The 13,450-nt window shown below is 49.9% G+C and carries 13 protein-coding genes; 6 read left to right on the top strand and 7 right to left on the bottom strand.

Annotated elements, in window-relative coordinates; translation table 11 throughout:
* Positions 1–327 precede the first annotated feature (327 nt).
* From LDB27_RS19200 to LDB27_RS19190, 3 genes are all read left to right on the top strand, one after another.
* A complete protein-coding gene (locus LDB27_RS19200) occupies positions 328–936 on the top strand; it encodes a DUF1062 domain-containing protein (RefSeq protein ID WP_000864856.1) in 609 nt (202 codons plus the stop codon).
* A 351-nt stretch (positions 937–1,287) separates the two neighbouring features.
* Positions 1,288–2,199, top strand: coding sequence for an STM4504/CBY_0614 family protein (locus tag LDB27_RS19195; RefSeq protein WP_000556783.1), 912 nt, complete (start codon positions 1,288–1,290; stop codon positions 2,197–2,199).
* Positions 2,200–2,404: 205 nt separating this feature from the next.
* A complete protein-coding gene (locus tag LDB27_RS19190; RefSeq protein WP_015406155.1) occupies positions 2,405–2,866 on the top strand; it encodes a DUF302 domain-containing protein in 462 nt (153 codons plus the stop codon).
* Here LDB27_RS19190 and LDB27_RS19185 read toward each other — a convergent pair.
* Entirely contained in the window at positions 2,863–3,537 is a 675-nt protein-coding gene (locus tag LDB27_RS19185; RefSeq protein ID WP_000588686.1) for a dienelactone hydrolase family protein, read from the bottom strand. The genes LDB27_RS19190 and LDB27_RS19185 overlap by 4 nt on opposite strands.
* A 349-nt stretch (positions 3,538–3,886) precedes the next feature.
* Here LDB27_RS19185 and uxuR point away from each other — a divergent pair, with 349 nt between their 5' ends.
* Positions 3,887–4,660, top strand: a complete 774-nt coding sequence (uxuR, locus tag LDB27_RS19180; RefSeq protein WP_000841654.1) for a Uxu operon transcriptional regulator — start codon at positions 3,887–3,889, stop codon at positions 4,658–4,660.
* Here uxuR and trpS read toward each other — a convergent pair whose 3' ends face one another.
* Complete coding sequence (gene trpS / locus LDB27_RS19175; RefSeq protein WP_001094612.1) at positions 4,661–5,674, bottom strand: tryptophan--tRNA ligase; 1,014 nt, start codon at positions 5,672–5,674, stop codon at positions 4,661–4,663.
* Between the two features lie 717 nt (positions 5,675–6,391).
* Here trpS and LDB27_RS19170 point away from each other — a divergent pair.
* Both LDB27_RS19170 and LDB27_RS19165 read left to right on the top strand, forming a co-directional pair.
* Positions 6,392–6,922 carry an Hcp family type VI secretion system effector gene (locus LDB27_RS19170; RefSeq protein WP_000907671.1) on the top strand — a complete coding sequence of 177 codons (531 nt, stop codon included), beginning with the start codon at positions 6,392–6,394 and terminating at the stop codon, positions 6,920–6,922.
* Positions 6,923–7,160: 238 nt separating this feature from the next.
* Positions 7,161–7,895 (top strand): aspartate/glutamate racemase family protein, encoded by a 735-nt coding sequence (locus LDB27_RS19165; RefSeq protein WP_000683243.1) that lies wholly within the window; start codon positions 7,161–7,163, stop codon positions 7,893–7,895.
* A 5-nt stretch (positions 7,896–7,900) separates the two neighbouring features.
* Here the strand turns inward: LDB27_RS19165 and hypT are convergent, their stop codons facing one another.
* The 5 genes from hypT to LDB27_RS19140 form a co-directional block, all read right to left on the bottom strand.
* Positions 7,901–8,809 (bottom strand): hypochlorite stress DNA-binding transcriptional regulator HypT, encoded by a 909-nt coding sequence (gene hypT / locus LDB27_RS19160; protein WP_000383509.1) that lies wholly within the window; start codon positions 8,807–8,809, stop codon positions 7,901–7,903.
* Between the two features lie 118 nt (positions 8,810–8,927).
* Complete coding sequence (iadA, locus tag LDB27_RS19155) at positions 8,928–10,100, bottom strand: beta-aspartyl-peptidase (RefSeq protein WP_001113052.1); 1,173 nt, start codon at positions 10,098–10,100, stop codon at positions 8,928–8,930.
* Positions 10,101–10,112: 12 nt separating this feature from the next.
* Positions 10,113–10,574, bottom strand: a complete 462-nt coding sequence (locus tag LDB27_RS19150; protein ID WP_000211979.1) for a YjiG family protein — start codon at positions 10,572–10,574, stop codon at positions 10,113–10,115.
* Complete coding sequence (locus LDB27_RS19145) at positions 10,571–11,242, bottom strand: nucleoside recognition domain-containing protein (RefSeq protein WP_000068751.1); 672 nt, start codon at positions 11,240–11,242, stop codon at positions 10,571–10,573. The genes LDB27_RS19150 and LDB27_RS19145 overlap by 4 nt, the downstream gene beginning before the upstream one ends.
* 871 nt (positions 11,243–12,113) lie before the next feature.
* Positions 12,114–13,298, bottom strand: a complete 1,185-nt coding sequence (locus LDB27_RS19140) for an MFS transporter (protein ID WP_000233257.1) — start codon at positions 13,296–13,298, stop codon at positions 12,114–12,116.
* Positions 13,299–13,450: the final 152 nt, after the last annotated feature.

The raw sequence follows: 13,450 nt of genomic DNA, 5'->3' as shown, positions 1-13,450 counted from the left end.
AAGGTATTTACGTCGTGAATGATAACACCTGTTTTCTGTAAGTGAATAACCGGGAGTGAAAAGTGTGATCTCAAAGGGAGGATCATGCGTTTAGTAAGTCAGTTGAATAGATACCGCCGCTACCATAATGAATATTGATTAAACTCATATACTCGATAATGGCCGCTTTGATAGTCTCGACGTATCTTTTTAGCCATTGACAGGGTTGTTGCGTTGGAAATCTTTTTTTAACCCACTGAAAAATATCACTTAAATATTTTTCATGCATAAACATTTATGGTCCGCTGAGTTCGGATCCGGTTTTGTATGGGTTAAAAAAGGTACGTTATGAAAGTCATATGGACTGTCACTCCTGTGGGGTATCAGCGCATAGCGAAACGTTGCCCTTCATGCAGCGTAAAACGGGATTTCACGCCTTCTGGGGCATTTCGGGTTAATTCGCAAAAGAAGGTACTCGATGTCTGGAGTATCTATAAATGCACACACTGCGATTACACCTGGAATATCTCCCTGTTCTCGCGCCTGCCAGTCAGCAAAATTAACCGCGATCTTTATTGCCGACTGATGGCGAATGATGCTGCCACGGTGCAATATTTTGCTTATGACAACGCGATCCTGAAGCGAAACAATGCTGAATTATCGGGGCAGCCTGATTTTCACATTCAGGAACGGTGGCTGGTCAGTATCGCCTCCCACAAGCAGGTCAGTATTAGCGTCAGGATTTCCCGTTCTTTTCAGGTCAGCCTGCTGTCGATTTTGAAGAGGCAACTCCTGTTAAGCACAGCCGAAATCAAGAGACGGATTGAAACAGGGCAAATAAGTGGCGTCACGATGAAAATGCTTAAATCGCGAAAACTGAAGAATGCGAAATATGATTTGCAGCTCTCTGTTGAAACACTGTATGACCGGCGAAGGATTGTTCTGACCCGTCGATAAAAACAATAAGCTCACCTTACGTTTAAGTGTGCTGGTATGGCAGTGACGTAACGGAATGAAAGCAGGGCTAAGGGACAGGTGAGCGTTAGTTGAATAACCCTTGTCTGTGGCATTCAGTGAAGACTGAATGCCATGGATAATCCAGATTTTCGCACCAGTGATGATCAGCAGAATGACAAAGGGCGATGGGTTATAATTAACTGTAGAGTAAATAAATATTCACGCAACACCATTAAAAAATAAGAAAAAATGACTCACTGTTGAGCTGATATTAATACCTGAATCACTGAATTAGAGTAATGTGAAGCTATCCATAGCGTAATCTGTTCTGTTGCGGTTAAAGGGGGAGGAATGCACACCTTTAGACCATACTCACTAAGGCATAGCGATCTGTTATATGAAGATATTCCGTTAGAAATACGCGAGCAAATAATATTATTGATTATCAATACGCTAGGAAATTGCTCCTCTTTTTATGATATGACATTATACTGCTATCATAATAGTCATTCTGATGAAGTTTATCGAAGAATATGTAAAACGTTGCGCAAAGAGTATGGCTTATTCACCTTATATGCGCATTCAACGTCATATCTGGATGAAATGAGTAATCTGTTATTAAAAACAGATGATAAAAGAAAGCATATTGATACCATTGAACTTGCTTTTAACTATATAGATACCTACCTTCGGACCTATGAAGTTACGCTTGGGTTAGAACCGGATAAGGCGATTAGTGAATTAAATAATCTATTTCATGAACATGGTTTAAAATATCGATATGAAAATGGTAGAATTGTAAGGTTGCGCAGAATAAAACGGCTTAAAAACATATGTTATTATTTGTACTCCCCTGGAGAGTATGGCTTTGTCGAATATGATCTTATGGAAGCGTATAATCGCCTGATACTTAATGATTTTGCCTGTGTCGTAAAGGAATGTCATGCAGCCTTCAGAAGCGTTATTCTCAGAATTCATGAGAGAAAAGGTATCGTGTATCATGAACAAGATAGTTTAAATACACTAATGGCTAATCTGATGGCGAGAGGCGTTATATCTGCTGAATATGTACATAAATTTCATTTTTTAAGTGACGTGCTGGAGTCAGAAATATTTCTGCCGATGGCGCCAGAAAAATCGCATCATCACTACGCAATGATGCTCCGTATCTCTGAAGAGTTGGCCTGTAGTATCTATTATCTTACTGAGCGGAGTATATTTTTTCTTACCCAGCGGGCTGAAGAAGATGGTGTCTCGCCATAATAATGATCGCGCTGTCGCTCAGTCAGACTGCATCATCTTCATTTAAATTTGTTCAGACGTCGGAATTTTTTGTTCTGCCGTCTGCTTTTTTTAGTGATGAGCTGTTCAGTGCAATAATAAGGGGTACAGTACGATGACTGATTTTTAAACTGCATATCATCTGTGTCGCATTTACTCATGGGTATTGGGTCAGGGAGAGAGAAGAATGAGCACTATTTTAAAGCCTTTTTTATTGGCAATAACCCTGATGTTAATCTTAATAAGGCCTGGCTTTGCAACGGAGGATGGAGCGATAACCATGGTTAAAACCTACAGCGCTTATGACTATTTGCAGACCCGAGCGCGGTTGATGCACGCTGTCGCCGATCACGGTCTGGTGTTATTTGGGGAATTTGACCATGCCAGAGCTGCACAGAATGTTAACCTGAAAATGCCGCCGACAACGGTTCTGGTCTTTGGCAATCCTAAAGGCGGAACGCCTCTCATGCTGGCGCATCCCGAACTGGCACTGGATTTACCGTTTCGGGTGCTCATTAGCCAGCAAGCCGATGGGCGAACGTTGGTCAGTTATCATCCCGCTGAAACGCTGCAACGTTATGGTCTTGATGCCGCAGCCATACAGACTTTGAAAAAACTGGAACAGCTCGTTGAAAAAAGTCTCCACTAAAGCTGAAAATCGGGCGATGTGTTTGCACAAGTGATGTCGCGAATAAATGCGCTCACATCGTCCATTACCTGATGCGATAAGGCGGCATCGAAGGTGGCGCTATCAGCATCACAGAACCCGTGCCGCGCATCGTACATTTTACACTGCACCCGGGGTCGCTTTTCCAGCGCCTGTCGCATGGCGAGGGGATCAAACGCCGGCTCATAACGCGCGATAATAACCAGTGCCGGACAGAGAGGCGCAAGATGAAGGTACTGGCGTATACGGGAACCGTAATAGCAAATGACGCCATCGCATAACCCACTGGCTGCACTTAGCCATGCGAGCGTTGCTCCGACGCTATATCCTACGACGATTAACGTCTCATACTGCGTTCTGAGATCGTGGAGTAACGTGGTAACGACGGCGGGATCAAAGCCGACATTTGCTGAAAAGTGACGGTAAGCCTCCTCCTGCTGTTCATAGCGAAAGGGGGTATGGTGAGGAAACAGCGCGGGAATATAGATGTCGAATCCGCGCGTCATCCATTCATGGCCTGCGCGTTGGATATGAGCGTTAATACCATAAATTTCATGCAGAATAATCGCTGCCCGGCGATGGCGGCTCGACAGACTGGAGGCGTTGCTTCCCCCGGATACGCCTGGGGCGAAAAACACGGTGTCTTTTATCATAACGCGTTCTTGATACAAAGAGAGCGGCTGGATTTTCGCCGATCACGCTATGTCAGAGGCGTTGTTCCTGTCAATGTACAGACACATTTTATGGCCTGATTTTTGGTTGATAAATTTTATATTGGTAAACCAATATGCTGTTCATATTCAGGCATCAGGGCTAAAGGTGGAACATCAGTCGTGTATTGTCTATTGCCTTTCCTTTTATCTGGCCTCACTAGCGAAACGGGGCGCATTATTGTTTTTTTGGTTGACCAGTTTCGCGTTTTTGGTGTGCTACGCGTGCTATCTCTCTTTACAAATGCTATAGTCTGATACCGGGAAATCGCATCGGACGGGCACGACCAATATGAAATCAAACACTTCTCAGCAAAGACCTTACCAGGAAGTGGGCGCAATGATACGGGATCTGATTGTTCAGACGCCGTACCGCCCCGGGGAGCGCTTGCCGCCGGAAAGAGAGATCGCTGAGAGGCTCAATGTGACGCGTACCGTCGTGCGTGAAGCGCTGATCATGCTGGAAATTAAAGGTCTGGTTGAAGTCCGCCGCGGCGCCGGGATCTACGTGCTCGACAGCGCGGATAATAACGAGATGGAAGGCGCTGACGTCAATCACTGTAATGATGCCGGGCCGTTTGAACTGTTACAGGCGCGTCAGTTGCTGGAAAGCAATATCGCTGAATTTGCCGCTCTGCAGGCCACCCGCGAAGACATCATTAAAATGCGCCAGGCGTTACAACTGGAAGAGCGAGAGCTCGCCTCCAGCGCGCCGGGCGGCTCAGAAAGCGGCGATATGCAGTTTCATCTGGCCATTGCCGAAGCGACCCATAACAGTATGTTGGTAGAGCTCTTCCGTCAGTCCTGGCAATGGCGTGAAAATAATCCGATGTGGCTCCAGCTTCATAGCCATCTGGGCGATACGCTTTACCGTAAGGAGTGGCTGGTCGATCATAAGCAGATCCTCGCGGCGTTAATTAAGAAAGACGCCCGCGCAGCGAAGCTGGCGATGTGGCAGCACCTGGAAAACGTGAAGCAGCGTCTGCTGGAGTTTTCCAATGTTGATGACATCTACTTTGATGGCTATCTGTTTGAGTCATGGCCGCTGGACAACGTTGATGCCTGATTATACCTGGAATAGCGTGGGCAGACCCAGTCCACGTTTTACTTCCTGTAGCGTCTTTTGAGTGACCTCATGCGCCCGCTCGCTACCTTTTTTCAGCAATTCCATTAGCATTCCCTTATCCGCAATAAAGGTTGCCCGCCGTTCGCGTATTGGCGCGATCAGTTCTTGCAGGCAGGTCTCCAGCTCATTTTTACAGACACGATCGCCTAATCCGCCTTGTTGATAATGTACTTTCATCGCCGCGACTTTGGCTTTATCCGGATGGAACGCATCCAGCCACGTAAAGACGACGTTACCTTCTATTTTTCCCGGATCGCTAATTTTTAAATGATTGGGATCGGTGTACATCGCGCTGACCGCACGGTGGATGGTCTCTTCGCTGGCGGAAAGAAGCAGGGTATTGCCGAGCGATTTCGACATCTTGGCGCTGCCGTCAATGCCGGGCAGACGGCCCGTATCGCTCAGGAGCGCCTGACAGGGTCGCAATACCGGCGAGGAGAAAAGACTATTCATCTTATGAACGATCTCATTCGTTTGCTCAATCATGGGCAATTGGTCGTCGCCAACCGGTACCATTTCGGCCTTAAAGGCGGTGATATCTGCCGCCTGGCTAATGGGATACGCCATGAACCCGACCGGCAGGGAACGGGTAAAGCCTTTTTGGGCAATCTCATTTTTTACCGTAGGATTACGCTCCACTCGGGCGACGGTAACGATATTCATATACAGCACCGTTAATTCGGCGAGGGCAGGTAATGCGGATTGCAGGCAGATCGTCGTTAGCGCGGGATCGATGCCGACGGCCAGATAGTCAGCTAACACTTGCGGAATATTATCGCGGATTTTTTGCGGATTACTGCCGTTATCGGTGAGTCCCTGCAGGTCGGCAATCAGGACATACTGTTGGTGATCCTGCTGTAGCGCGACGCGCTGGCGCAGTGAACCGACATAATGGCCGAGGTGCAGCGAGCCGGTGGGGCGATCGCCAGTCAGAATGATGGGAAGAGTGTTCATTAAGGACTCCTTTATGCTTACTGTAAAGCCGAAAGACGTCCCGAAACACAGTAGCCGCCTTTCGGCGGCTACTTAAAGAGGGATAGTAATCCGTGCCGCCTTCAGGAAGGCAGCCACCAGCGGAGATGACGTTGCGTAGCGTTGGATCGTTTCGTGTTCATGTGATCTAACGTATCACGACTAAACGTAAGGGTAAAGCGGCTGGCATGTCGTCCGGGCATAAAGTCATATCGCCTGAACAGAGAACATGTTACTGACTTTGAAACGCGATTTTATAATTTGCTGTCCAAAAATACGTGGCGCTGAAAGGCGCATTTTTGATGCAAATCATTTATTACTGTGATAACACTGCGCGCGATAAAAACATTAAATATATTCACATAGTAAATATGTTCTATTGGAATGGTTGTTTTCTATATGACAAAAGTCTAAAAAACCCATTGATGTGAAAAGGAATAAGAATTGTCTATATTCCGATTCTGTGTAATTAAGTAATTTCTCGGATAAAAATAAGAAATGATATTGATATTTCTTTTTTGATATGGTTCTTATAGCGGCTATGGTTATTCAGGAAACGATGCTTGAATGCCTGGCGTAATAGATTTCAGGTCAGTAGCGCTATTGTAAAATGGATTGTTGATGGCAGAAGGTATTTAGCAAGAATCCAGTTATAGCAGATTGTCGGTATTTAATCTGGTATACAGAGACACCAACGAAATGGCTGGAAAATGGAACGTTCTTTCATTGTTGGCGTTCCGTCCTTGTCAGCCTGCTTTGCCGCATGATAATCACGGAGGGGGGATGGACGCCATCTATTTAAAACTGGACGGTATTGAAGGCGAAAGCCGGATCAAAGGTTTTGAAAACCAAATAAAACTTATTGCTTACAACCACAACCCGACGAAGCGGGAGTCCGGCGAAGCGAGAGGGACATATATTGGAGGATTGACGCTGACAAAGCCTGTCGATCTTGCTACGCCTGGCCTCTATGAGCACTATTGTAACGGGAAAACGGTGAAAGAAGGCGTGCTGACATTATGCCGTCGTGATAAGGGCGCAATGCTGCCATTTATTATTTATACGCTCACCAATGTGCGGATTTCACGCATGAGCAATCATGGCGACGCCGAAGGCAGCGCCACGGAGACCGTGGATTTGGTTTATAGCCATATTCGCTGGGATATTCCCGCATTAGCGTCGAAAAGCAAAACACGGCGGCCCCTTCACCGACAGGCGCTGTGGCGATGAGGACAAAACAAGCTTGCGGACTCGCAGTGGGCGATGCTGTATAGCGAAATGGCATTTAGCGGCTTGCGAAGGCTGATGAGCGCTCATGTAACCAATCGATTGCCTGAAAAGGCGATAACGCGTGGCCCTTACACCCGTTATGATTTTTACGCATAGCCGCTAATAAAACGGCATTTTTTATATACACATCAAGTTGATAGTGTGTTTCTGACCTTGACGTAAATAAGCGGGAAAAGCGATGAAACACACCATTGGGATACTGGGGGGGATGGGACCTGCGGCAACGGCGGATATGTTGGAAAAATTTGTTGAATTACGACATGCCAGTTGTGATCAACAACACATCCCGCTCATTGTCAGCTCTATTCCTGATATTCCCGATCGTACAGCATGTCTGTTATCCGGCGGGCCTTCGCCATTCCGTTATCTGGAGCGTTATCTGCATATGCTGGAAGACGCCGGGGCGGAGTGTATCGTTATCCCATGCAACACTGCGCATTATTGGTTTGATGATTTACAGAACGTCGCGAAAGCGCGAATGATCAGCATTCTGGACGCTACCCTGGGGGATATTCCGCCATCGGCGCGGCACGTTGGTCTGCTGGCGACCAATGCGACGCTGGCGACCGGGTTATATCAAAAGAAAGCTCTGGCGCGGGGGCTGACGTTAATTCAGCCGGAAGACGCGGGGCAGGCGTTGGTAATGCAGGCTATTTATACGCTTAAACGTGGCGATAAAACTGCGGCGCAAGCGCTGCTGCTGCCGCAAATCGATAGCCTTATTGCCCGTGGCGCGCAGGCAATTATTATGGGGTGTACCGAAATTCCGCTTATTGTGGCCGGACATGAACGCGCGATAGCGTGCCCGATGATTGATTCCACAGCGTCGCTGGTGCGCGCGGCGATTCGTTGGTATGAGTCCTGGCCGGACACCCGCGCCTCTTTGACCGGGGAACAACGCCTTACCGCCTGATGTGTTTACAGTGCGGCCTGAAGCCCACGCAGGTCGCGCCAAAATGTTTCGGCTACCTGACTCATGCGGGTATTCATGCGATAAGCATAAGCCTGGATCGGGATAACCAGTTCGTCGGCATCAAGCACGATCAGGCGCCCGTCAGTAATCTCCTGACGGATAGCATACTCGGGCAACCAGGCGATTCCGCAGCCGTCCATCGCAACCTGTTTTAACAATTCACTCATCGAAGAGACGAAAAATGTACTGAAACTCAGTTCAGCATGGCGAGTCAGGGTACGATTTATCAGCCGGCCCATATAGGAGTTCTGACTGTAATTAAGCAGGGGAAAGTGCGGCTGCTCAAGCGTATAGCGCGGCTCGCCCCGGCCATTGTTGGCGCAAACCGGAAACAGTCTCGACTCAAACAGGCGGATGTTATCAAACGGCGCTTGTTGCAGGTTTTCATCGTGATAAGAAAAGATAAAATCGCTTTGCCCCTCACGTAACATATCCACCGCCTGGTCGACATCTATCGCCTCAACGGCGTAGGTAAACTGCGTCGGCATCTGCTTAACGATGGTCGGCAACAGGCCGAGGGAGAGCGAGTGGGCGGCGGCAATCTTGATTTTACGCAGCGTATAATCGCTGCCGCCGCGCAGTTCGGTCAGATTACTTTCCAGCTGCTGTAACAGGTGGCGAACCTGGGAGTGAAAGATTTTACCCTGTTCGGAAAGCTGTAGCGGCGAGACCTGTCGATTAAACAGTTCAACGCCCACGGCATGTTCCAGGGCGCGAATCCGCCGGCTAAAAGCGGGTTGCGATACGTTGCGGATAATGGCGGCCTGAGAGAAATTGCGGCACTTTTCCAGCGTCAGAAAATCATATAGCCATTTTGTCTCAATATTGTGCAAACCTGCTCCAGTTACATCCATTTACCGTTATCCTGTCAGCCGCCCGAAAGGGCATTCTACGTCCATTCGGGCGGCTGACAACCGCTTATCCCGTCCTCTTTCAGAATGCCGTGATGGGGCAGCCTGAAACTGGCGGGAATTACGCCGGTTCAAAGGTACCTTTTACGCAGGCTTTCCCCTCATTGACCATGCGTTTGCCGCGCGCATACACCTGCTCAATGCGTAAATCTGCGCTAAAGACAAGCAGATCCGCATCGTTACCGGGACGGATTTCGCCTTTGCTGTCCAGACTGAGGAAGGCGGCTACGCTGGTCGTCAGCGGGCGCAGAGCATCGGTCAGGCTGAATCCGTAGTGGTTAACCAGCGTCTGCAACGTCTCCAGCAAACTTTCGAAGCCCGCGACGCCGATACCCGTCAGATTTCCGGCAGCGTCAAATAGCGGCTGGCTGCCGTTACCGTCTGAACTGAGCGTCACCCGGGAAAGCGGGACGCCGGCTTTTACCGCTCTGGCAATGCCCTCCGCCGGCGCGACGGGATCCGGGATACTGGTGGTAATGTCGATTACGCCGCCTTTAAGCGCAAACGCCAGCGCCTGCTCGAAAAGAGATTCGCTACGGTTGACGTGGGTAGGCAGCAGTTTACCGATCGGCACGTCGCTGTTTTCCAGGATGTCATACAGCGGCTGTAACCCTTTTTTGCTGCTGCCCATATGAAAAACGCTGACACCGGGTTTACCGCCCAGCAGGCCGCCAACGCGTGATTCGGCGGCCATGCTGGCGAGTTGATTCCCGCCGGGCGCGGCGGAACGGTGGTCGGAGACTGCGCATTTCACGCCAATGACGCGATCGATCAGCGCGACGTCTTTTTCTACCGAGCCAGTAATGGTCGGCGACGGAACGTGATAAGCGCCCGTGAGCATCCAGGCGGTGATCCCCTCCTCATTTAGCGCTCGCGTTTTGGCTAACAGCGACGCGGGATGACGGCTGACGGAGTCGGTGCCAAGCAGGCCGACGACCGTTGTTATCCCGGCTTCCGTCAGGCGGCTCAGGGAGACTTCCGGCGTCCGCGTCGTCGGCCCCGCTTCGCCGCCGCCGCCGATCAGATGAACGTGTTGGTCGATAAAGCCCGGGCACAGCATACGACCGCTAAGATTAATCACCGCACAGTCCGGTACGATATCGCCGGGGATGTCAGCGCCGACGGCAATAATTTTGCCATTCGCGAGCAGAACATCGCAGATGCCCCGGTCTTCTGGCGCAAACAGGTGCGCGCCCTGTAACAAGGTAAACTCCGCGGCGGATAAATCAGGCATGATAACTCCTTATTAAACAATAAGCTGCATGACCCAGATCGACAGCAGCGCATTGATGGCGCAGACTGCGATAATATGCGGGTAATATTTGGCGTTGACTTCGGCAGTACCGAGACAGCGGCCGACATTCTGTACCGGGTTTCCCATCAGGTAAATGGCTGGCAGTAGTACGGTAACATCGTGGCCACTTAGCGCGCCGGCGGTAGCCAGACTGGCCGCCACGCCAACGGCGCCGCCCATACTCATCAGCGAAGCCAGAAGCACCGTAGCCGCTTCGCCGGGAAGCCCCCACAACGCCATCACGGGCTGGCAGATATGGCCTACCCAGTCGAGCAGACCGGTAATTTTCAGCGCCTGAATAATGACAAATGCCATGACGACATTGGGTAACAGGTTGGTCGTGGCGATGGTAAAACCGCGGCGTGCGCCATCGATAAACATATCCATGACATTCTTACGTACCTGAGTCGTCATGATTGGGCTCCTTGCGCAGGGTTACGGCGTTCTTCGATGTTAATCCAGATGCGCAAAAGGTTTGCGCCGATAAATTTGAATAGCAGAATGACCACCAGCGGAATGATGACTGACGTTCCCAGAAAGGCGAATACCGCAACGCCGGAGGAGAAATAGTTGGTGATAATAGCGCTGCCGCTGGTCTGCCAGGCGGCAAAAATCACTTTATCGCGTTCTGTGATTTCGCCTTCCTGCGCCAGCTCTTTGGTCATACCCGCCGCGGCGTCGGTATTTTGCAGGTTGGCGATCAGCGCCAGTGAGCAAATGCCGGGAATGCCAAGCAATGGTTTCAGGATGGGTGTCATCAATTGCTGCGCCGCCCGCAGACCGCCCAGTCCATCCGTAATCGCGATGATACCCAGAGAAAGGATAACCGACGGTGCCAGCTCCAGCGCAAAAAGGAAGCCATCTTTCGCGCCCGTTCCGCCCGCGCCGCGAAAGGTCTGCGTACCGGTCACATGACCGAATGACCCGTTGAGTACGGTAAAATCAAAAACGCGCCACCAGCCTTCGCTTCCGGAAAATACGCCGGAAAAGAAAATAATGGTGAGAAAAAACGCCAGGTATCCCTTTATCCCGACCTTTTCTGTATCAAGCGGCATGGCCGCCCCGTCCACTTGTTGCGCCATAGCGATCCCCGAATTTTTTTGATGATGTGTTGGTTGTAGCCACAGGCCAAAAAGCCCGAAACAGAAAGACCTTATCAGCCATAAGGGTAAGGACAAAATGCAAGTATGTATCGTGCTATGCGTTTCTTGCATGGCAGCGCGAAAAATCACCATCCTCGCTACTGCCGGAGGCGCGGGGAACCGTGGACGGTATAACGCGAGGTAAAAAAAGCAAAGAAACAGGTGTTGACGCAGGCCGGAGCCGGGAGCAGGAAAAAGAGGAAATAAATTTGACGTTAGTCAATTTCACGCCACTTAATTATCGTTGTTAAAAAATAGGATTTTTTAACCTAAATTTTACTTTTTACTGTAATTTTTCACGCCTTAAGAGGAATTGTCACGGTCAGGTCAGTAGCCGCTGATGGGTCAGTTTGCGCCCTAAGAATCCTACGGGCAGGTAATAAAAAACGAATCATCTAATTAATTTCATGATGTGATTTATTTATAATTGTGATGATTTGAGAGGAAGCGATAATCATCATAATGGAATATATAGCCAAAATAATTCGAGTTGCTTAAAGGCGGCAAGGGAGTGAGTCCCCAGGAGCATAGATAACTATGTGACTGGGGTGAGCAACGGCCCGTCAGGGCGAGGCCTATGGATGGGCCGGGTAATCCGTAGCCAACACATAAGCCACTTGAAGTATGAAGGGTATATAAAATAATAGGCAGATTGATAACACCAAAAACCATAAAATAAACATGGTTTTTAGTGTCATTTTTAACTTGAAATAACGTGTTGAGGATGTGCTATTAAAAACAGATCCGCATTGCGCCGCGAATAGCGTTAAAGATACAACCCGGTGCGGAGAGCGCGAGTTTACTCTACCGCTTATTCACGTATCACAAACCGTTTTTGTTTTATCTGCTGCGCGGCGCTGATCAGCGCGGCAAAAAAGAGCGCCGCGGCGCCGCAAAGCGTGGCGTTGATAATTGCCGACGCGCCATTGCCTGACAGACTGGCGGCGAGCGGACCGAGAATTTGCCCAATACCATACGTTAGCGTCACCAGGCCTAATAAATTAATATTGCCCGGCGCGCTGAGCTGTCGGGCAAGCGGCATCACCAGCGAGGTTGTGCCCATAAACGTGGCGCCAAAACCAATACTGCTCAGTATTAACAGCAACAACGAGTCGCTGGCGAGAGACAGCAGCACGCAGGCGCTCTGGATCAACAGGTTCGCGGTCAGGCATGGCAGGACGCCCCAATGTTTTGCCGCCCACAGCCAGCCGAAGCAGCCGGGAATGATCGCCAGGCCGACCAACGACCAAAGGTGCGCCGTGAGTAGCGGAGAGCCCGCGCTTTTCGCCATCAGCGGCAAATAGGTAGCGACAATGATGTAGCCGAATCCGGCGAAACCGTACAACAGCGCCAGTTGCCACCAGGGCATAGGCTGATTTTCGATTCTTGCTAAGGGCGCAGGCGGCAGCGCATGAGCGCGGGGGGGAGTCAACATTGCCACGATTAATAGCAATATACCGGCGAGCGCTCCGGCCCCCAGCCATAGCGAATGGGCCGAAAGCGCATAATGTAAACCGCCAATGACATATTCGTTGCCCAGTGCAATCCCGGCCCCGACGCCGGAAAAGAGCGCGGCGATCACAAACGGATGGCGGGTATGATGCAACACAATCATTGATCCAAAAATCATCATTCCCGCACTCGCGACGCCTGCCAGGAAGCGCACCAACATGACGACCGCGGGCTGAGTAAATATCGCCATAGACAGAATAAGAATACCGGTGGCGACCGCCGAAGCCAGCAGCATGGGGCGTAGACGAGAGGGGAGATGAAAAAGGCCAAAGGAAAACAGTAAGCTTCCCGCCAGGTACCCTGCATAATTGGCGCTGGCAATCCACGAGAGTTCGTTAAACGTTAGCTGCTTTTCCGCCAGCATTACCGGCAGCATGGGCGTATACAGAAAGCGGCCAACTCCCATCCCCAGCGTCAATACCATCATACCGAAAAGCGCCGTAAAAATGGGATGGCGAGGTGAAGCGCTCTGAGCATGAACCATGGTTTTTCTCTTTGCTAAAGTAAGGCAGGAATGCCGGATTGTTGTTGTAAATGATAATAAAAAGTAAAATTAATGTTTCAAATTTGCAAGAAAAGAAAGTGAAGCGCAGGCGAATAACGGATTGAGAAGAGGGGCATCGGTGGGAAATGGCA

This window comes from Salmonella sp. JXY0409-18, from assembly GCF_020268625.1.
GTDB lineage: Bacteria > Pseudomonadota > Gammaproteobacteria > Enterobacterales > Enterobacteriaceae > Salmonella > Salmonella enterica.
The sequence above is the reverse complement of the archived record's forward strand: the minus strand, read 5'-3'. Positions and strand labels throughout refer to the sequence as shown.

Bases quoted from the DNA above. Each gene is read 5' to 3' on its own strand.
- LDB27_RS19190 (WP_015406155.1), top strand. From the start codon at position 2,405: ATGAGCACTATTTTAAAGCCTTTTTTATTGGCAATAACCCTGATGTTA.
- LDB27_RS19140 (WP_000233257.1), bottom strand. From the start codon at position 13,298: ATGGTTCATGCTCAGAGCGCTTCACCTCGCCATCCCATTTTTACGGCG.
- iadA (WP_001113052.1), bottom strand. From the start codon at position 10,100: ATGCCTGATTTATCCGCCGCGGAGTTTACCTTGTTACAGGGCGCGCAC.
- hypT (WP_000383509.1), bottom strand. From the start codon at position 8,809: ATGGATGTAACTGGAGCAGGTTTGCACAATATTGAGACAAAATGGCTA.
- LDB27_RS19145 (WP_000068751.1), bottom strand. From the start codon at position 11,242: ATGGCGCAACAAGTGGACGGGGCGGCCATGCCGCTTGATACAGAAAAG.
- trpS (WP_001094612.1), bottom strand. From the start codon at position 5,674: ATGAACACTCTTCCCATCATTCTGACTGGCGATCGCCCCACCGGCTCG.
- uxuR (WP_000841654.1), top strand. From the start codon at position 3,887: ATGAAATCAAACACTTCTCAGCAAAGACCTTACCAGGAAGTGGGCGCA.
- LDB27_RS19165 (WP_000683243.1), top strand. From the start codon at position 7,161: ATGAAACACACCATTGGGATACTGGGGGGGATGGGACCTGCGGCAACG.
- LDB27_RS19150 (WP_000211979.1), bottom strand. From the start codon at position 10,574: ATGACGACTCAGGTACGTAAGAATGTCATGGATATGTTTATCGATGGC.
- LDB27_RS19200 (WP_000864856.1), top strand. From the start codon at position 328: ATGAAAGTCATATGGACTGTCACTCCTGTGGGGTATCAGCGCATAGCG.
- LDB27_RS19195 (WP_000556783.1), top strand. From the start codon at position 1,288: ATGCACACCTTTAGACCATACTCACTAAGGCATAGCGATCTGTTATAT.
- LDB27_RS19185 (WP_000588686.1), bottom strand. From the start codon at position 3,537: ATGATAAAAGACACCGTGTTTTTCGCCCCAGGCGTATCCGGGGGAAGC.
- LDB27_RS19170 (WP_000907671.1), top strand. From the start codon at position 6,392: ATGGCTGGAAAATGGAACGTTCTTTCATTGTTGGCGTTCCGTCCTTGT.